15 protein-coding genes are annotated in these 19152 nt (G+C 73.2%); all 15 read left to right on the forward strand.

What is annotated here, in order from left to right; translation table 11 throughout:
* Positions 1–8: 8 nt before the first annotated feature.
* The 15 genes from E1O70_RS08170 (at position 9) to E1O70_RS08240 (ending at position 19056) form a co-directional block, all read left to right on the forward strand.
* A complete protein-coding gene (locus tag E1O70_RS08170; RefSeq protein ID WP_061268346.1) occupies positions 9–1406 on the forward strand; it encodes an NtaA/DmoA family FMN-dependent monooxygenase in 1398 nt (465 codons plus the stop codon).
* A gap of 59 nt (positions 1407–1465) precedes the next feature.
* The gene (locus E1O70_RS08175; RefSeq protein ID WP_061268345.1) at positions 1466–2368 is read left to right on the forward strand and encodes a DUF1684 domain-containing protein; all 903 of its coding nucleotides are present in this window, start codon (positions 1466–1468) and stop codon (positions 2366–2368) included.
* Positions 2365–2961 carry a GNAT family N-acetyltransferase gene (locus tag E1O70_RS08180; protein WP_240696641.1) on the forward strand — a complete coding sequence of 199 codons (597 nt, stop codon included), beginning with the start codon at positions 2365–2367 and terminating at the stop codon, positions 2959–2961. Before E1O70_RS08175 ends, E1O70_RS08180 begins: the two co-directional genes overlap by 4 nt.
* Entirely contained in the window at positions 2958–4049 is a 1092-nt protein-coding gene (locus tag E1O70_RS08185; RefSeq protein WP_061268344.1) for an amino acid ABC transporter permease, read from the forward strand. The genes E1O70_RS08180 and E1O70_RS08185 overlap by 4 nt, the downstream gene beginning before the upstream one ends.
* Positions 4046–4825 carry an amino acid ABC transporter ATP-binding protein gene (locus E1O70_RS08190; protein WP_021482208.1) on the forward strand — a complete coding sequence of 260 codons (780 nt, stop codon included), beginning with the start codon at positions 4046–4048 and terminating at the stop codon, positions 4823–4825. The genes E1O70_RS08185 and E1O70_RS08190 overlap by 4 nt, the downstream gene beginning before the upstream one ends.
* A gap of 113 nt (positions 4826–4938) precedes the next feature.
* A complete protein-coding gene (locus tag E1O70_RS08195; protein ID WP_043657600.1) occupies positions 4939–5961 on the forward strand; it encodes an ABC transporter substrate-binding protein in 1023 nt (340 codons plus the stop codon).
* A gap of 7 nt (positions 5962–5968) precedes the next feature.
* Entirely contained in the window at positions 5969–7162 is a 1194-nt protein-coding gene (locus E1O70_RS08200; RefSeq protein WP_061268343.1) for an FAD-dependent oxidoreductase, read from the forward strand.
* Positions 7159–8100 (forward strand): NADPH-dependent oxidoreductase, encoded by a 942-nt coding sequence (locus E1O70_RS08205; protein ID WP_082774609.1) that lies wholly within the window; start codon positions 7159–7161, stop codon positions 8098–8100. Before E1O70_RS08200 ends, E1O70_RS08205 begins: the two co-directional genes overlap by 4 nt.
* Positions 8101–8148: 48 nt before the next feature.
* Positions 8149–9405, forward strand: a complete 1257-nt coding sequence (locus E1O70_RS08210; protein ID WP_061268342.1) for an LLM class flavin-dependent oxidoreductase — start codon at positions 8149–8151, stop codon at positions 9403–9405.
* A 27-nt stretch (positions 9406–9432) separates the two neighbouring features.
* On the forward strand, positions 9433–9855 hold the full coding sequence (locus E1O70_RS08215; RefSeq protein WP_061268341.1) for a rhodanese-like domain-containing protein: 423 nt from the start codon (positions 9433–9435) through the stop codon (positions 9853–9855).
* An 82-nt stretch (positions 9856–9937) separates the two neighbouring features.
* Complete coding sequence (locus E1O70_RS08220) at positions 9938–11053, forward strand: LLM class flavin-dependent oxidoreductase (RefSeq protein ID WP_061268340.1); 1116 nt, start codon at positions 9938–9940, stop codon at positions 11051–11053.
* 134 nt (positions 11054–11187) lie between these two features.
* The gene (locus E1O70_RS08225; protein ID WP_061268339.1) at positions 11188–12285 is read left to right on the forward strand and encodes an LLM class flavin-dependent oxidoreductase; all 1098 of its coding nucleotides are present in this window, start codon (positions 11188–11190) and stop codon (positions 12283–12285) included.
* A 302-nt stretch (positions 12286–12587) separates the two neighbouring features.
* Complete coding sequence (locus E1O70_RS08230; RefSeq protein ID WP_128957618.1) at positions 12588–15422, forward strand: LamG-like jellyroll fold domain-containing protein; 2835 nt, start codon at positions 12588–12590, stop codon at positions 15420–15422.
* Positions 15423–15454: 32 nt separating this feature from the next.
* Entirely contained in the window at positions 15455–18367 is a 2913-nt protein-coding gene (locus E1O70_RS08235) for a LamG domain-containing protein (RefSeq protein WP_128957617.1), read from the forward strand.
* Positions 18364–19056: a hypothetical protein gene (locus tag E1O70_RS08240; RefSeq protein WP_061268336.1), complete on the forward strand. Its 693-nt coding sequence runs from the start codon at positions 18364–18366 to the stop codon at positions 19054–19056. Before E1O70_RS08235 ends, E1O70_RS08240 begins: the two co-directional genes overlap by 4 nt.
* Positions 19057–19152: the final 96 nt, after the last annotated feature.

Below are 19152 nucleotides of genomic sequence, written 5' to 3' on the forward strand. Positions count from 1 at the left end.
GGAACGACATGAGCACCCGACCCCGCAAGCAGATCCACCTCGGCGCCCACTTCCCAGGCGTCAACAACACCACCGTGTGGAGCGACCCCCGCTCGCGCAGCCAGATCGACTTCGCGTCGTTCGAGCACCTCGCGCGCCGCGCCGAGGAGGCGAGGCTCGACTTCTTCTTCCTCGCCGAGGGCCTGCGCCTGCGCGAGCACAAGGGCCGCATCCACGACCTCGACGTCGTCGGCCGCCCCGACACGCTGCCCGTCCTCGCCGCGCTCGCCGCCGTCACCGAGCGGCTCGGCCTCGCGGGCACGATCAACACGACGTTCAACGAGCCGTGGGAGCTCGCGAAGCAGTTCGCGACGCTCGACCTGCTCTCCGAGGGCCGCGCGGCGTGGAACCTCGTGACGAGCCCCGACGCCTTCACGGGCGCCAACTTCCGCCGCGGCGGGTACCTGCTTTACCCCGAGCGGTACGCGCGGGCGGCCGAGGTCGTCGAGGTCGCGCGCGCCCTGTGGGACTCGTGGGACGACGACGCGGTGCTGGCCGACCGGATCGCGGGCGAGTTCCTGCGGCCCGGGGCGGTGCGGCCGGTCGCGCACCACGGGACGTACGCGGACGTCGTCGGGCTGTTCGAGACGCCGCGCGGCCCGCAGGGCCACCCCGTCCTGTTCCAGGCGGGCGACTCGGCCGACGGGCGCGAGTTCGCCGCCGCGACCGCCGACGTCGTGTTCTCCGCGCACTCGACGTTCGACGCCGGGCGCGCGTTCTACGAGGACGTCAAGGGGCGGCTCGCGGCGCACGGGCGCGAGCGCGACTCCCTGAAGATCCTGCCCGCGACCGTCGTCGTGCTGGGCGACACGCCCGCCGAGGCGGAGGAGCGCGCCCGGGAGATCCGGCTCCAGCAGGTGTCGGGCCCGACGGCGATCGCGTTCCTCGAGCAGGTCTGGGGCCGCGACCTCGAGGCGTACGACCCCGAGGGCCCGCTGCCCGACGTCGACCCCGACACCGAGAACCTGTCGATCACGCGCGGCCGGGTGCGGCACGCGAAGGACCCGGCGGCGGTCGCCGCGGCGTGGCGCGAGCAGGCCGAGGCGAACGGGTGGTCGATCCGCGAGCTCGTCATCCAGGTGACGTCGCGCGGCGGGTTCGTCGGCACGCCGCAGCAGGTCGCGGACGACATCGACCGCCACGTGCAGGAGGACGCCTCCGACGGCTTCATCCTCGTGCCCCACCTCACGCCGGGCGGGCTCGACGACGTCTTCGACCAGGTCGTCCCGCTGCTCCAGGAGCGCGGCTCGTTCCGCACGGAGTACGCGGGCACGACCCTGCGCGAGCACCTCGGCCTCGCCCGCCCCGGCACGACGCGAGGCGACGGCGAGCCCACGACGGCGCACCCCGCCGAGCTCGTCGGCTGACCGCCGCCGGCACCGCGGCGACCACCGCACCGACCACCCGCACCGACCTCGGAGGACCCATGAGCACGAGCACGCCGACCGCCACGGGCGCCGTGGCCACCGCACCCGCCGACCCCGTCGCGTCCGCGTCGCCCGACGCGGCGGCGTGGGCCGCCTGGCACGCCGAGCGCGAGGACGGGCTGCGCCCGCCGCACGGCTGGCTGAGCCTCGTCGCGTACCACGCGCTCCCGGCCGAGCCCGCCGCCCTCCCGGGTGTCCCCGGGCTCTGGTGGGCCGACGCCGACGGCGCGCACCACCGCGCGAACGCGGGCGGCGCCGTCCGGACGACGACGGGCGGCGCCGTCGGGACCGTCGTCGTCGCGGAGGGCGGGTCGACGGTCGCCGGCACGTTCCTGCCGCACGACCGGGACGCGGGCGACCCGGCGGACGGGGGCGAGACGCGCGAGGTCGCGGTGGAGGTCGTGCGCCGCACGGGCCGCTACGCCGTCCGCGTACGCGACCCGCTCGCCCCGGCCCGGACGGCGTTCGACGGCGTCCCGACGTTCGCCTACGACCCCGCCTGGGTCGTCGACGCGCCGGTGCGCTGGTACGACGCGCCGCGGCCCGTCGTCGTCGTCGGCGCCGCCCGGCCCGGCCTCGTGCACCACGTGCGCACGGTCGGCGAGGTCGACCTCGTCGTCGAGCGCGACGGCGCCCGGCGCGGCGCGACGCTCGCCCTCACCGGCGCGCCGGGCGGTGCGGTGACGCTGCTCTTCAGCGACGAGGCGGACGGCGTCGCCCCCTGGCGCGTCCTGCGCGTGGACGCCGACGCGGAGCCCGGCACCGCGGGGAGCGTGCGCCTCGACCTCAACCGGGCCGTCAACCTGCCGTACGCGTTCAGCGACTTCGGCACGTGCCCGGCGCCGGTCGAGGGCAACCACGTGCCGTTCGCCGTCACCGCGGGCGAGAGGGCACCCCGGTGACCGCGGTCGCTGCGCGTCCCGCCACGGTGAGCGGGGCGCGCGAGGTCCGGTCCGTCGCGATGCACGACCCGCTCGTGCGGCCGCTCCTCGACGAGCTCTCCCACGAGTACTGGACGCGGTACCAGCGCGTGCTCACCGCCGAGGAGCTCCGGGCCGAGATGGAGCACTACCCCGCGCAGGACTTCGCGCCGCCGCACGGCGAGCTCGTGCTGGTGCTGGAGGACGGCGAGCCCGTCGCGGGCGGCGCGTTCCGCCGTCGGACCGAGCCGGAGCTCGGCGACCCGGCGCGCCTCGCCCGGCCGGCCGCGCGCCGCGCCGACGGGACGCCCGCCGTGCGCACCGCCGAGCTCAAGCGGATCTGGACGCACTCGGCGCACCGGCGCCGCGGGCTGGCGCGCCTCGTGCTCGCCGAGCTCGAGCGTCGGGCCGTCGAGCGCGGCTACCGGCGCGTGTACCTCACGACGGGCCCGCGCCAGCCCGAGGCCGCCGGCCTGTACCTCGCGACGGGCTACACGCCCCTGTTCGACACCGGGACCGATCCCGAGGAGATCGGCCCGCTCGCCTTCGAGAAGTGGTTGGAGGTCGCGCCATGAGCACCGTGTCGCTCCCGCAGGACGAGTCCCGGCAGCTCGCGCCGCCGCCGGGCCGGCATCCCGCCGACCCGCGCGGCGGTGTCGAGGACGCGCTGCCGCTCGAGAGCCTGCGCATCGTCCCCGCCCGGCACCCGGGCCGCTGGGCCGCGACGGCCGGCGTGGCCGTGCTGCTCGCCATGGTCGTCAGCTCGCTCGTGACGAACGACCGCTGGGAGTGGGGCGTCGTCGCGCAGTACCTCACGTGGCCCTCGATCCTCGAGGGCGCGTGGGCGACGATCCGGCTCACGCTCGTCGCGTCGGTCGTCGGGTTCGCGCTCGGCACCGTGCTCGCGCTCATGCGGCTGTCGCGCTCGCCGCTCCTGCAGTCGGTCTCGTGGACGTACACGTGGGTGTTCCGGTCCGTGCCGCTGCTGCTGCAGCTGTTGCTCTGGTACAACCTCGCCTACCTGTACCCGTACCTGAGCGTCGGCATCCCCTTCGGGCCGGAGTTCCTGTACTTCGACACGCTGTCCGTGATCGACAAGTTCTGGGCCGCGATCCTCGGGCTCGGGCTCTCGCAGGCCGCGTACTCGGCCGAGATCGTGCGGGCCGGGATCCTCTCGGTCGACCAGGGGCAGCAGGAGGCCGCCGCGTCGCTCGGCATCCCCAAGCGCCGCCAGGTGAGCCGCATCATCCTGCCGCAGGCGATGCGCTCCATCATCCCGACGGCCGTCAACGAGGTGATCGGGCTCCTCAAGGGCACGTCGATCGTCTACGTGCTGGCGTACGGCGAGCTGTTCTACATCGTCAGCGTCATCTACGGCCGCAACGGGCGCGTCGTGCCGCTGCTCATCGTCGCGTCGATCTGGTACCTCGTGCTCACGACGCTCATCACCGTCGTGCAGTACTACGTCGAGCGGCACTACGCGAAGGGCGCGGTGCGCACGCTGCCCCCGACCCCGCTGCAGAAGGCGCGGTGGACCGTGCTCGTCTGGGCGTCGCGGCTCTCCGGCCGCCCCGTGCCCGACGCCGTCCCGCCCGCGTACGCGGCCCGCGCCCGGGTGGGCGTGCTGACCCGCACCGCGCGCACGTCGGGAGGTGCGGCATGAGCGCCGACGTCGCGACCGCCGGGCTCGTCGAGATCCACGGCGTCCACAAGAGCTTCGGCACCCTCGAGGTGCTGCGCGACGTGTCGCTCACCGTGCCGCCCGGGTCCGTGACGGTCGTGCTCGGCCCGTCCGGCTCCGGGAAGTCGACGCTGCTGCGCGCGATCAACCACCTGGAGAAGGTCGACAAGGGGTTCATCTCGCTCGACGGCGAGCTCATCGGGTACCGCCGCAAGGGCAGCACCCTGCGCGAGCTCAAGGAGCGCGAGATCCTCGGCCAGCGCACCCAGATCGGTTTCGTCTTCCAGAGCTTCAACCTCTTCCCGCACCTCACCGCGCTCGAGAACGTCGTCGAGGCGCCGGTCTCGGCGCAGCGCCGCCGCCGCGAGGACGTCGAGCCCGAGGCCCGCGCGCTGCTCGAGCGCGTCGGGCTCGCGGACAAGGCCGACGCCCGGCCGCGCCAGCTCTCCGGCGGGCAGCAGCAGCGCGTCGCCATCGCCCGTGCGCTCGCGCTGCGGCCCAAGGTGCTCCTGTTCGACGAGCCCACCTCGGCGCTCGACCCCGAGCTCGTCGGGGAGGTGCTCGAGGTCATCAAGGACGTCGCGAGCACCGGCACGACGCTCGTCGTCGTCACGCACGAGATCGGCTTCGCCCGCGAGGTCGCCGACACCGTCGTGTTCATGGACGACGGCGTCGTCGTGGAGCAGGGCACGCCCGCCGAGGTGCTCGACCACCCGCGCCACGACCGCACCCGGGCCTTCCTCCAGAAGGTCCTCTGAACCACCGACTCCACCAATGCCCACCGTCGTGACCCGCGACCGGCCGCCCGGCCGTCCCGCACACCCGCACACCCTGCGTCATCCCGACGCACCACCCGAGAGGTAGGACACCCGTGACCGCAACGACCACCCGCGCCCGCGCCCCCCGCGCGCTCGCCGCCCTCGCCGTCGTGCCCCTGCTGGCGCTCGCGGCCTGCTCCGGGGTGAGCACCGACGCCCCGGCCGCCGCGGACGAGGGCGCGGCGACCGACGAGAGCACGACGTCCGTCTCGGACGCCCTCGACGTGAGCACGAGCCCGGACCAGGACCGCATCCGCACCACCGAGTCGGCCGAGGCCGTCGCGCTCCTCCCGGACGCCTGGAAGGACAAGGACGAGCTCGTCGTCGCGATCTCCGCGGGCGCGGCGCCGCCGCTCGGCTTCCTCGCCGACGACGACGAGACGCCCATCGGCAACGAGACCGACATCGCGCAGCTCGTCGCCGACGCGCTCGGCAAGGACCTGCGCCTCGAGGTCAAGGCCTGGGCCGACTGGCCGCTCGCGCTCGGCTCGGGCGACGTCGACGCCGTGATCTCCAACGTCACGGTGACCGAGGAGCGCAAGGAGACCATCGACTTCTCCACGTACCGGAACGACGAGCTCGGCTGGCTCGTGGGCGCCGACTCCGACATCACGTCGATCACGAAGCGCGAGGACATCGCGGGCAAGGTCGTCGCCGTCGGCTCCGGGACGAACCAGGAGAAGATCGTGCTCGAGTGGGACCGCCTCAACCAGGAGGACGGCCTCGAGCCCATCCAGGGCCCCGAGTACTACGAGCAGTTCTCCGACGTCCTGCTCGCGCTCCAGTCCGGGCGCATCGAGACGTACGTCGGCCCCAACGCGTCGCTCGCGTACCAGGCGGCGATCTCCCCGCAGGACTTCAAGGTCGTGGGCACGCTCAACGGCGGCTGGCCCGACACGGCGCAGATCGCCGTCGCCACGAAGAAGGGCAACGAGGCGGCCCCGGCCATCACGGCCGCGATCAACCACGCCATCGAGGACGGCACCTACCTCGAGGTGCTCCAGCGGTGGGGCCTGGAGTCCGAGGCCGTCGAGGAGTCGCAGACCAACCCGCCCGGCCTGCCGAAGACGGAGTGACCCGCGCATGACCACCAGCACCCAGCACGTCGACCACCTCGTGGTCGGGGGCGGCGTCATGGGCTCGGCCGCGGCGTGGCAGCTCGCCCGGCGTGGGCGCGACGTCGTGCTGCTCGAGCGCTTCGCGCCCGGGCACGCGCACGGCGCCTCGCACGGGACGTCGCGCATCTACCGCACGACGTACGCCGAGCCCGAGTACCTCGACCTCGCGCAGGAGGCGCTACGCCAGTGGCGCGAGGTCGAGGACGAGACCGGGACCGAGCTCCTCGACGTGACCGGCGGCGTGAGCCACGGGCGTCGTGACGGCGCGGCCGAGCGCCGCGTCGACGCGATCGGCGCCGCGTTCGCGGTCCGGGGGATCGAGCACGAGTGGCTCGACCCCGCGGCCGCGGCCGAGCGCTGGCCGGGGCTGCGGTTCGAGGGCCGGGTGCTGCACGAGGTCGCGACGGCCGGCCGGCTCCACGCCGACCGGGCCGTCGCGGCCCTCCAGGGGGCCGCGGCCGCGCGGGGCGCCGACGTGCGGCACGAGGTCGCCGTCCGGCACGTCGAGCGCGTCCCCGAGGGCGTGCGCGTCGTCACCGACGGCGCCGACGTCGTCGCGCGGGTCGTCGTCGTGACCGTCGGGGCGTGGAGCGCGGGTCTGCTGGGTTCCCCGGCGGGCGGCCTGCTCGGGCAGGAGCTCCCGCTCGTCGTCACGCAGGAGCAGCCCGCCCACTTCGCGCTCGCCCCCGGCACGTCGCCCGCGGGGTGGCCCGCGTTCACGCACGACGTCGGTCCCGGCACCGCGTGGCCGAGCGGCGTCTACGGGCTCGCGACCCCGGGCGAGGGCGTCAAGGTCGGCTTCCACGGCGTCGGCCCCGTCGTCGACCCCGACCGGCGCTCCTACCGGCCGGAGCCGGGCCAGCTCGCCGCGCTGCGCGACTACGTGCGCACCTGGCTGCCCGGCCTCGACCCCGACGCGTACGTCCCCGTGAGCTGCACGTACACCACGACGCCGGACCACGACTTCGTGCTCGACCGGCGCGGCCCGGTCGTCGTCGGCGCCGGGTTCTCCGGCCACGGCTTCAAGTTCGCCCCGGCCGTCGGGCGCGTGCTCGCCGACCTCGCGACCGCCCCCGGCGCCCTGCCCGACGGCGGCACCGCCGCCGAGCGGTTCGCGCTCGCCCGCCTCGCTGCACTCCCCGAGAGGACCGCCTCATGACGATCGCTCCCGCACCCACCGCCGGGGACGCTCCGGCCCCGGCCGCGGACCCCGGGACGCTCCCCGCGCCGTCCCGCGACACCGACGGCGCCCGCGCCGCGCTCGCGGCGCGGTACGGCGTCGACCCCGCCGGGGTCGAGGACGTCGCGCCCGGCGCGGCCGCGGTCCTGGCGCCCGCCGCGGACCGTCCCGGGACCGTCCTCGCGACGCAGCTGGGCCACCGGACGGTGCGCCGCTACCGCACCGACCCGCTGGCCCACCACGTCGTGCCGACGCTCGTCGCCGCCGCACAGTCCGCCCCGACGTCGTCGAACCTCCAGCTCTGGAGCGTCGTCGCCGTCACCGACCCCGTGCGCAAGGCGCGGCTCGCGGCGCTCGCGGGCGACCAGGAGCACGTGCGCACCGCGCCGCTGCTGCTCGTCTGGCTCGCCGACGTCGCGCGGGCCCGCGCTCTCGGCGAGCGCGAGGGCGTCCGGCTCGAGGCGACCGACTACCTCGAGACGACGGTCGTCGCGTTCCTCGACGCCGCGCTCGCCGCGCAGAACGCCGTCGTGGCGGCGGAGTCGCTCGGTCTGGGCACCGTGTACATCGGCGCGCTGCGCAACCACCCCGCCCAGGTCGCGGCCGAGCTCGGCCTGCCCGAGGGCGTCGTCGCGGTCGTGGGGCTCGTCGTCGGGCACCCCGACCCCGCGGGCGGCGAACGGGTCAAGCCGCGGCTGCCGCAGGCCGCCGTCCTGCACGCCGAGCGCTACCGCGCCGCCGGCCAGGAGGAGCACGTCGCGGCGTACGAGGAGCGCATCGCGCCCTTCTACCGCGAGGAAGGGCTCGACGGCGGCTGGCGCGACCGCGTCGTCGACCGCCTGCGCGTCCCCGGCGCCCTGCGCGGGCGCGCCCACCTGCGCACCACGCTCGCCGCGCTCGGGTTCCCGTCCAAGTAGCCCGGCGACCGCGTCGCCCCGAGCCACCGCACCCCACCAGAGGAAGCCATGTCCCACCAGCACCCGCACCCGACCGCCACCCCCGGCGGGCCGCGACCGGCGTCCGGCCGCGTCCCGCTGTCCGTGCTCGACCTCGCGATCGTCCCCGAGGGGGCGACGGGCCAGGACGCGGTGCGCCGCGCCGTCGGGCTCGCGCGCGACCTCGACCGGCTCGGCTACCACCGCGTCTGGTACGCCGAGCACCACCTGTCGCCCGGCGTCGGCTCGGCGTCGCCCGCCGTGCTCGCCGCCGCCGTCGCGGCCCGGACCGAGCGCATCCGCGTCGGCAGCGGTGCCGTGCTGCTCAGCACGACGAGCCCGCTCGTCGCCGCCGAGCAGTTCGGGACGATCGCCGCGCTCCACCCGGGCCGCGTCGACCTCGGGCTCGGCCGGGCGTTCACGCCGCCGCCGGGGGAGAAGGGGGCCGGGGCTCCGCGGCGGGCCCGGCCGGCCACCGGGCCGCGGGTCGTCGACGGGCTGTACGTGCCCGGCGCGCCGCCGGCGGACGTCAACGACTCCGTGCTGCGCGAGCGGATCCTCGCGCAGAAGCGGATCGTCGGGGCGTCGCGCACCCCGGCGAGCTTCCGCGACGAGCTCGAGCTCGTGCTCGGGCTGCGCGCGGGGACCTACCGCGACGAGCGCGGGACGTCGTACGTGAGCCCGCCCGTCGAGGGCGCCGACTGGGACCTGTGGGTCCTCGCGTCGAGCGCGGGCGAGAGCGCGCGCGTCGCGGGCGAGCTCGGGCTGCCGCTCGCCGCGAACTACCACGTGGCGCCGTCGGCGACGCTCGACACCGTCGCCGCGTACCGCGAGGCGTTCCGGCCGGGCGTGCTCGACGAGCCCTACGTCGTCGTGTCCGCCGACGTGCTCGTCGCCGACACCGTCGAGCGGGCCCGCGAGCTCGCGACGCCGTTCGCGGACTGGGTGCTCTCCATCCGCAGCGGCGCCGACGGCGCGATCGCCTACCCCGCGCCGGGCACGTCGCCCGCGTGGGAGGACCGCCCGGAGGCGGAGCGCGCGCTCGTCGCCGACCGCGTCGACACGCGCATCGTCGGCGACCCCGAGACCGTCGTGCGGCGGCTCGAGACTCTGCGCCGCGCGACCGGCGCGGACGAGCTGCTCGTCACCACCGCGACCCACGACGCCGACGACGCCCGACGCTCGTTCGCGCTGCTCGCCGAGCACTGGTTCGCGGGCGCCCCGGCCGTCGGCGACACGACGACCGCCACCCCCGCCGTCGCACCCGCGCTCGCCACCACCCGCTGACGCCACCACCCCGCGAAGGAGACACCCATGACCACGACCCCGCCCCTGCGGGCCGCGACCGACGCCGCCGCCCAGGTCGCCGACGGCGCGCTGCTGATCGACGTTCGCTCGGCCGGCGGTCGCGCCGCGCACGGCGAGATCCCCGGCGCCACGCTCGCCGACCGCGACGACCTCGACGCGCTGTTCGGCCCCGCCGACGCCCCGGTGATCTCGCTCGACACGCCCGTCGTCGTCGTGTGCGGGTCGCCCAACGGCTCCGGGCCGGTGGCCGAGGCGCTCGCACGCCGCGGGTACACGCACGTGTCCCACGTCGACGGCGGCTTCCCCGCGTGGAAGGAGGCCGGCCTCCCGGCGTCCGACCCGGTCGACGGGCCCGCTCCGTCCTCCGAGCCGACGTCGTCCGCGGATCCGTCGGTGCCCTCGAAGCAGACGGCGCCCGCCGCCCCCTGAGCCGACACCCGTGCGCCGTCGCGCACGTCCGGTCCGCGAACCCGCACCCCGAACCACCCGCACCGACACCACGGAGACCCTCATGCCCGTCGAGTTCCTCGGCATCGCCACGACCAACGACGCCTCGGAGACCACCGAGCGCACGACCGCCGCGTTCGACCCCGCCTACCTCGAGCGCCTCGTGCGTGCGCACGAGGACAACGGCTGGACGCGCGTCCTCTTCGCGTACGGCTCCTCCGGCCCCGAGCCCGCCGCGCTCGCCGCCTACACCGCCGCGCGCCTGCAGTCGATCGAGCTGCTGCTCGCGCACCGGCCCAACGTGTCCTACCCGACGTACGCCGCCAAGACGTTCGCGACGCTCGACCAGCTCTCCGGCGGGCGGCTCTCCGTGCACTTCATCACCGGCGGCAACGACCACGAGCAGGGCCGCGAGGGCGACACGCTGACCAAGGACGAGCGGTACGCGCGCACCCACGAGTACATCCAGATCGTCAAGCAGGCCTGGTCGAGCGCCGAGCCGTTCGACCACCACGGCCCGTTCTACGACTTCGACGACTTCGTGCTCGACGCCAAGCCGTTCGAGGGCCGCACCCCGACCATCTCGTTCGGCGGGTCGTCGGACGCCGCGTTCCGCGTCGGCGCGGCCGAGGCCGACATCTACGCCGTCTGGGGCGAGCCGCTCGACCGCACCGCCGAGCAGATCGCGCGCGTGCACGCCGAGGCAGCTGCTGCGGGCCGCGCGACGCCGCCGCGCATCCACGCCGCGTTCCGGCCGATCGTCGCGCCGACCGAGGAGCTCGCCTGGGAGAAGGCGCACCGCATCCTCGACCGGATCGAGGCGCGCAAGGCCGCCGCCGGGGGGCAGCTCAGCCGTCGGCACCCGATCGACAAGCCCGAGAACGCGGGTTCCCAGCGCCTGCTCGAGATCGCCGCCCAGGGCGAGCGCTTCGACACCGCGCTGTGGACCGCGACCGCGAAGGCCACCGGCGGCGCCGGCAACTCCAACGCGCTCGTCGGCACGCCCGAGCAGGTCGCCGAGGCGCTCCTCGCCTACTACGACCTCGGCGTCCGCGTCATCTCCGCGCGCGGCTACGACCTGCTGGACGACGCGGTCGACTTCGGTCGCTACGTCATCCCGCTCGTCCGCGAGGAGGTCGCGAAGCGCGACGCCGTCGCCGCCGAGGCTGCCGCGGCCTGACAGATCGGCGACCCCGCCCCGCTTCGGCAGCTCCGGTCGGGTTCGGCACCTGCGCGTGCCGATCACGACCGGAGCTGCCGAACGCGCGGGTACCGGGGCCCCGGACGACGACACCGACAGCAAGGAGCAGGACCGTGCGGTTCCAGGTACTCGACATCGTGTTCAACCCGCCCCACCCCGTGACCGGGGAGGCGGTCGCGCCGTCCGACCGGTTGAACCGGGTCGTCGAGACGGCGGTGCTGGCGGAGGAGCTCAGGTTCGACTCGTTCGCGGTGGGGGAGCGGCACGCGGGAGAGGTGCTGTCGTCGGCGCCGACGGTGATCCTCGGCGCAGTCGCGGCGCGGACGTCGCGCATCCTGCTGAGCACGGGCGTCACCGTGCTGTCGCTGCTCGACCCGATCCGTGTCGCCGAGGACCTGGCGACGGTCGACCAGCTGAGCCGCGGGCGGCTGGAGATCGTCATCGGCAAGGGCAACGAGGTGCTGCAGTACCCGCTGCTCGGGCTGGACCTCGACAAGCAGTACGAGTACCTCCAGGAGAACTACGAGCTGCTGCGGCTGCTGCTGTCCGAGGAGGACGTGAGCTGGACCGGGCGGCACCGGCACGCGCTGGAGCACGCGACGACGCTGCCACGGCCGTTCGCCGGGCCGTTCCGGATCTGGCACGGGTCGGCGACGTCGCGCTTCGCGGTCGACCTCGCGGCCCGGTACGGGGACCCGATCGTCAGCGCCAACGCGTTGCAGCCGCGCGAGAACTACCAGGTGCTCATCGACCGCTACCGCGAGCAGTACGCGGCGCACGGGCACGACCCGGCGTACGGGTTCGTCGGGTCGGGCTCGGGCGGGCTGTTCCTCGCCGACACGACGGAGGAGGCGATCGAGCAGTACCGCCCGATCTACGAGGGCCAGGTCGCGGCGGCGGCGCGCCGGGGGTACGGGCCGGACGCCGTCGGGAAGGCGCCGAGCTTCCGGACGGTCGAGGACGCCGTCGAGCGCGGGCCCGCGCTCGTGGGGTCGCCGGAGCGCGTGGCCGAGAAGATCCTCGACTACCACGCCTCGTACCGGCACGACCTGCAGTCCGTCTCGGTGAACCACCTGATCCCCGCGGCGCAGCAGGAGGACGTGCTGCGCCGGTTCGCGGAGGAGGTCGTGCCCGTCGTGCAGGCCGAGGTGAAGACGGACCTGTGGAGCCCGGCCGACACCCGCCGCGCGGCGGGCTTCACCGCGACCTGACGAGGCATCGGCGCCCCGATCTGTGGCACCGGGTGTCAGGTACCGAAGAGATCGAGCGCCCTCCTTGCAAAATCCCGCAGACCTCGTTACCTTTCACACACCACCGCTGGCTGTGTGTTCGCTGAGTGCAGCGCTGGGGTCGAGCCCACAGGGGGTGTTCGGCTTCGGACTGTCGCTCGACGCTGCTGTCGGGCGCCCTCGTTGGAGGAGCGGTGGCCTTGGCTCATCGTCGTCTGCCTGCCCATCTCTTCGATGCGCGCCGCGTCGCCATCGCGTCGTGCCTCGCTCTCGTCGCATCGACCATGACCAGCGGTGCTGTCGCCCTGGCCGAGGAGACCGCCGACGTCGAGGCTGCGCGAGCCTGCGTGGGCTCAGCACCCACCGCGCAGGACGCTGCGGCGTTGGCCAGGTCGTGCGACCAGGACGTGGAGATCGTCTCCGAGCGCACCGAGTGGGAGACGACCTATGCGACCCCCGAGGGGGCGACGAGGCTCGACATCTCCTCGACGGCTGTTCGTACGACGGTGAATGGTTCGTGGGAGGCGATTGACACCTCTGTGACCTCCGTGGGGGGAGAGCTGCGCGTGGTCGCCCCTGCGTTCGAGATGACGTTCTCGGACGGGTCAGGCAGCGAGCCGTTGGCGCGGATCGTCAAGGACGGTCACGAGCTGACCTTCGACGCTCCCTTCGAGCTGACGCCACCGGTGGTCGAGGGCTCTCGCGTGACCTATCCGGGGGTGCTCGAGGGCGTGGACCTGGTGGTGTCCGTCCATGAGGACGGCACCGGCTTCTCCGAGGTGCTGCGGGTCGAGTCTCCGGAGGCGGCGGCGAACCCCGCGCTGGCCGAGCTGTCGTTCCCCGTGGCGACCAGCGAGGAGCTCGCCGTCTCGCAGTCCGGGGGCGGCTTCCAGGCTGTTGACGGGTCCGGGGAGCGGGTGTTCTCCTCGCCGGTGCCGTTGATGTGGGACTCCGCCACCGCCACGCCGAACGAAGCGCCGGGTGGGGCCGCGGCCCGTCCGAGCGCGTCGTCGCGCATCGCGGCGAGCGGGGACGTCGCGGGGGACGCATCGAGCGCCGACCGGGTCGCCGGGCCGCTGGACGGAGACGTGGTCGTCGCGATGCCAGCCCAGGTGGAGGAAGGCGCGGTGACCATCGTCCCGGACACGCGGATGATCGATGATCCCGGGACGCAGTGGCCGGTGTTCATCGACCCGAGCGTCAGCGGAGGGCTCCACGAGCGGACCCTGATCCGGTCGGGAAACCCCGACATCGTGGCCGGGTACAACTGGTCCGGCAACGCGGGCCTCGGACTGTGCGACCCAGGTACGGATTCGGCGTGCTCCAAGTGGAACGACGTCCACCGACTCATCTACGAGTACAACGGTCTGTCGACGATCGGTTCGATGGCGGGGTCCGACGTGATCTCGGCGACGTTCTCCGTGTTCGGCGCTCACTCGTTCGGATGCACGCCCACGGGTGTCGAGGCGCACTGGGTCACAGGAATCTCCGCCGGCACCACCTGGAACAACTACGGAAACAACTTCTCCGGTCTCCTCCAGGCTCAGTCCGTCGCGCACAAGCCCGCCTGCTCGAACGCACGTCAGATCGAGTTCGACGTGACCCGGCTGCTCAGGGGGACCGCGGACGGCGGCTACTCGACGGCGGCGATCGGGCTGCGGGCGTCGAACGAGGGCTCGATGGCTGGTGGCTGGAAGCGGTACGGGGGCGACGCGACGTTGTCCGTGACGTACAACCGTGCTCCCGCGGTGCCGACGGGCCTGGCGACCGTGAACCCGGACACGGTCTGCAAGGCGGGGGCTGATCACCCGTTCATCCGCTCTGCCACGCCGTCGCTCCGGGCGAAGGTCTCCGACCCGGACCCGGGGCAGACGGTACGAGCAAACTTTGAGATCCGCAGGTACTCGGACCACGCGCTGGTGTGGTCCACGAGCACCGGTTACGCCGCGAGCGGGACCACGCTCGGCGCCACTGTCCCCTCGGGCAAGCTCGCGGACGGGACGCGGTACCGGTGGTGGGCCTCCTTCACGGACAACGAGGGGCGATCCGGTCCCGCGAACGCGACCGGTTGCGAGTTCACGGTCGACACGACGCGACCGGCCACGCCCCCCGTGGTGAAGCCGGTGGAGGGGCAACCGCCTCTGTACCAGAAGGACACGGTCTCTGGTGCGATCGGGAAGACCGGACGCTTCGCGTTCGAGACGGGTGGCGTCTCGGACGTCGTCTCCTACAAGTACTCCTTCGGGACGGACAGCCTGGACACGCCGATCGCGGCGGGGCCAGGGGCGGTTGTGGCGTTCACGCCGACGCGCACGGGGTCGCACTCGCTGTGGGTGCAGTCCGTGGACCGCGCCGGGAACGTGAGCGACGTGGAGCACTACCGGTTCAGCGTGACCAAGACGCCTTCGAACGGTCTGTGGCCCATGGACGAAGGCGCGGGAACGACGGCCGCGGACCTCGAGGCAGGGAACTCCCTGACCCTCAGCGGCGGTGCGGGTTGGGCGGCGGGCCCGTTGTCGTACCTCGATCCGGCAGATCGGGCCCTGGCGTTCGACTCTGCGGATGACGGCGCACGCACCGCCGGACCGGTCGTCACCACGAACCAGAGCTACTCCGTCATGGCCTTCGTGAAGCTCGACCCTGCTGCGACCGGTGGTGCCGCTGCCGCGGTGAGCCAGGGCGGGCAGTTCACGACCGCTTTCGGGCTAGGCCACAAGAAGGGTTCGACCTGCCCGACGGGTGACGGGAGCTGCTGGGCGTTCTGGACGTACGGGAAGGACGCGCCGAGCCCAGGATGGTCCACGCCCGTGATGTCCTCGGTGCCTGTCGAGGCGAACGAGTGGGTGCATCTGACGGGTGTCTACGACGACGTCGCTGGCATGATCACGCTCTATGTCTGCCCGGCGGGTGGTGCGCCCCAGGCTGCAGCCTCTGTCCCCTTCACCGCGACATGGAGCGCGGGCGGCGCACTGGAAGTCGGGCGAGCCTTTTCCAACGGGACCGCCGTGGACGAGTGGGTCGGCGCGGTCGACCATCTCCGGGTCTACGCGCGCGTCGTGAGCGGGGAAGAGATCCGGAGAGACTGCTCGAAGGCAGTCGGTCCCGAGTCGGGCGTCTGATGGGCCGCGGTCGGGTCGCCCCCCTCGCTGCGGTGGTCGCCGGAGCCTCGATCATCTCGCTGGCCGGGGGTGCGGCCGTTGCCTCACCGCCCGAGGGCGCACTGCCCGCCGTGGTGGCGGAAGCATGCGGGCCCCGTGCTCTTCGTGCCGCCGACGCTGCGGAGACGGCAGTGCGTTGTGGCACGGAGGTCGAGGTCGTTGCCGAGCGGACGCCGTGGGACACGACGTTCGCGACCCCCGAGGGTATGACCCGGGTGGAATCCTCGGCGAGTGCGGTGCGGACCGACGTCAACGGGGTGTGGGAGCCGATCGACACCGCGGTCGTCGAGGGTGAGGGCGGGCTGCGTGTGGTGGCGCCGGCGTTCGAGATGGTGTTCTCGGACGGGACGGCCGGCACGCCGTTGGCACGGATCGTCAAAGACGGTCATGAGCTGACGTTCGATGCGCCGTTCGAGCTGACCGATCCTGTGGTGGACGAGTCGCAGGTGACCTATCCACAGGTGCTCGAGGGCGTCGACCTGGTGGTGTCGGTGCACGACGACGGCACCGGCTTCTCCGAGGTCCTGCGGGTCGGGTCGCCCGAGGCTGCGGCCAACCCCGCGCTCGCCGAGCTCTCGTTCCCGATCACCACGAGCGAGGACCTGTCCGTCGCCCAGGCCGACGGCGGCTTCGAAGCGGTCGACGGTTCCGGAGCGCTGGTGTTCTCCGCCCCCGCGCCGTTGATGTGGGACTCGGCCGGGTCGCTCGCCGGCTCAGGCTCCGTCCCGAGTGAGAGCGCGACCACGGGATTTGTCGCCTCGGCCCCGCCGGGGGGAGAGAAGGCCGGGCCGGCGGACCTCACGAGAGCGGCGACCGACGAGAACGAACGAGCCGCCGATCCTGTGGGAGGAGACCGGGTCGAGGCGATGCCGACGACCGTGGTGGACGACTCGGTGACGGTCGAGCCGGTCCAGGAGTTCATGCGCGACCCTGGCACCGTGTGGCCGGTGTACGTCGACCCGAAGGTGTCTGGCAGCCGCAACTCCTGGGCGCTGATTCGTTCGGCGGTGCCGGGCGTCTCGGAGTACATGTTCTCGGGCAACGTCGGACTCGGGCTGTGCGACCCGGGGACCACCTCAGAGTGCAACCGACAGAACGACGTGCATCGGCCGATCTGGCACTTCACCGGGCTTCCCGGGCTTGCCGCAGCCGAGTCGGCTGACGTCATCGCGGCGCAGTTCACCGCGTTCGGGCAGCACTCCTACGGGTGTACGCCATCGGGGGTGCAGGCGTACGCCGTCGGCCCGGTGACGAGCGGCACCACGTGGAACAACCACGTCGGGACCTGGCTGTTCCCCCAACAGGCCCTCTCGGTGGCGCACTCGAAGAACTGTGGTGGTCAGCGTCCGATCGAGTTCGACGTCACGGATGGTGCCCGCCGGGTCGCTGACTCCGACTCGTCGACCTTGACGATCGGGCTGCGCGCGGTCAACGAGTCCAGCATGGCCATCGGGTGGAAGCGGTATGCCTGGGACACCACGCTGTCGGTGACGTACTCGCGCGTACCAGCAGCGGCGACCGCGATGACGACCGACCCCGCGACGCCGTGCGTCATCGGGGCGAGCCGACCCTTTCTCCGGACGACCACGCCGACGCTGTCGTACCGGGTTGCCGACCCCGACGGGGGTTCGGTGACCGGCAACCTCGACGTTCTCGACATGGCGACGTGGTCGATCGTCTGGGACGCGGCGTACGACACGACGCTGCCGAGCGGTTCGACGTTCACGAAGGCCGTGCCGCCGGGACGGTTGCAGAACGGGAAGTCGTACGAGTGGCGCGCCGGCGGCAGAGACGTCGAGTCGGGCCGATTCGGGCCGATGTCCAAGTGCCAGTTCACGGTCGACACGGTCCGTCCCGACAAGGTGCCGGGAGTCGCGCCGGTGGCGGGGCAGGTGGGCGTGTATCCCGAGGACGCCGTCTCCGGCGGTGTGGGCATGGACGGGAAGTTCCAGCTGTCCAACGGTGGTGTGAGCGACGTCGTGTCCTACAACTACTCGTTCAACAGCGACGGTCTGGCTTCGTGGAAGGCCGTGACTGTCGCCCAGGGTGGCGTGATCGACTTCGCCGCGACCTCTGCGGGCTCGCAGCGCCTCTACGTCCAGTCCGTGGACCGCGCCGGCAACACCTCGGACGTCCGCCTCTACCGCTTCAGCGTGAGCTTCCCGAGCGAACGTGCGCACTGGCAGTTCGATGAAGGGACCGGTTCGGTGGCGAGCGACGTGCGCGGTGGCCACCCGGCGGCCCTGACCGGTGGCGCCTCATGGGTCTCGGGCCCGCTCGCAGACCTGGGCATTCAGCCGGCGGACAAGGCGCTGCGGCTCGTCGGCACGGGGCAGTTCGCGAGCACCTCGGGGCCCGTGGTCAACACAGCACAGGACTACACCGTCATGGCGCAGGTCAAGGTCGAGGACATGACCACCGTGCGGGTCGCGGTCAGCCAGGACGGGCAACGGTTCGGCGCCTTCAAGCTGGGCCTCCTGAGTCAGGGCTACTGCCAGAACCAGCAGCCGTGCTGGGGCTTCTGGACCTCGGCGGACGACGTGACGGGAACTCCCGTCATGGCCCGTTCGCAGATGCCGGTCACGCCGGGGTCGTGGGTTCACCTCACCGGTGTCCACGACGCAGGAGCCCAGACGATCCAGCTCTATGTGTGCGAGCTCGGCTCACCCGACAACCCGGGTGACGGCAACCCCGTCCTCGCTGCGAGCGTGCCGTTCGGGTCCTCCGGGAGCTGGACCGGTGGCGCGAGCGTCCAGATCGGCCGCTCCCTCGTGGACGGTCTCTATCGCGAGCAGTGGATCGGATCGATCGACGACGTTCGGCTCTACGACGCGGCGGTCGACATCGGCGAGATCCGGCGTGCCTGCGTGTCGACGCCCACGAGGATGACGGAGTCCGGATCGTGAGCCGCGCACTCACCCTGCTCGCGGTTTCTGGGCTCCTCGCCCCGCTCAGCGTCGTCAGCACGCCGTCGGCAGGTACCGTCGAGGCGGTGGCCTGCCACACTGAGGCATTCTCGGGGGCGGACGCGTCTCGGCTGGCTACCGAGTGCGGGCACGAGGTCGCGATCACCGGTGCGCAGACGCCCTGGGACACGGTCTACGCGACGCCCGAGGGATTCACCCGCGTCGAGACCTCCGCCACCGCGGTCCGCACCGACGTCAACGGTTCGTGGGAACCGATCGACACCACCGTCATCGCCGGTGAGCGCGGGCTGGAGGTCGTCGCACCTGCGCTGGAGATGGAGTTCTCGGACGGTACGGGTACGAGCCCGTTGGCCCGGATCGTGCGTGACGGTCACGAGCTGACGTTCGACGTGCCGTTCGACCTCACTCCTGCTGTGGTGCAGGGCTCGCGGATCACCTACCCGCAGGTGCTCGAGGGCGTGGACCTGGTGGTGTCCGTCGACGAGGACGGGACCGGCTTCAGCGAGGTGCTGCGCGTGGAGTCGCCTGAAGCCGCGGCCAACCCAGCACTTGCCGAGCTGTCGTTCCCCGTGACGACGACCCAGGGCCTCGGCATCTCCGCCGCAGGGGTGGCTTCGAGGCGGTCGACGAGTCTGGCGAGCGCGTGTTCACCTCCCCGACTCCGCTGATGTGGGACTCCTCCTCATCGCTCGCTGACACGGCGGCGAGCCGACTCACGGCGCGTACCGCCGTCAGCTCAGCGGCGCTTGGCGCCGTGGCCGAGA

This window comes from Cellulosimicrobium funkei (assembly GCF_004519295.1).
Taxonomy (GTDB): Bacteria; Actinomycetota; Actinomycetes; order Actinomycetales; family Cellulomonadaceae; genus Cellulosimicrobium; species Cellulosimicrobium funkei.

Bases quoted from the DNA above. Each gene is read 5' to 3' on its own strand.
- E1O70_RS08170 (WP_061268346.1), top strand. From the start codon at position 9: ATGAGCACCCGACCCCGCAAGCAGATCCACCTCGGCGCCCACTTCCCA.
- E1O70_RS08175 (WP_061268345.1), top strand. From the start codon at position 1,466: ATGAGCACGAGCACGCCGACCGCCACGGGCGCCGTGGCCACCGCACCC.
- E1O70_RS08185 (WP_061268344.1), top strand. From the start codon at position 2,958: ATGAGCACCGTGTCGCTCCCGCAGGACGAGTCCCGGCAGCTCGCGCCG.
- E1O70_RS08190 (WP_021482208.1), top strand. From the start codon at position 4,046: ATGAGCGCCGACGTCGCGACCGCCGGGCTCGTCGAGATCCACGGCGTC.
- E1O70_RS08200 (WP_061268343.1), top strand. From the start codon at position 5,969: ATGACCACCAGCACCCAGCACGTCGACCACCTCGTGGTCGGGGGCGGC.
- E1O70_RS08205 (WP_082774609.1), top strand. From the start codon at position 7,159: ATGACGATCGCTCCCGCACCCACCGCCGGGGACGCTCCGGCCCCGGCC.
- E1O70_RS08210 (WP_061268342.1), top strand. From the start codon at position 8,149: ATGTCCCACCAGCACCCGCACCCGACCGCCACCCCCGGCGGGCCGCGA.
- E1O70_RS08215 (WP_061268341.1), top strand. From the start codon at position 9,433: ATGACCACGACCCCGCCCCTGCGGGCCGCGACCGACGCCGCCGCCCAG.
- E1O70_RS08220 (WP_061268340.1), top strand. From the start codon at position 9,938: ATGCCCGTCGAGTTCCTCGGCATCGCCACGACCAACGACGCCTCGGAG.
- E1O70_RS08230 (WP_128957618.1), top strand. From the start codon at position 12,588: ATGACCAGCGGTGCTGTCGCCCTGGCCGAGGAGACCGCCGACGTCGAG.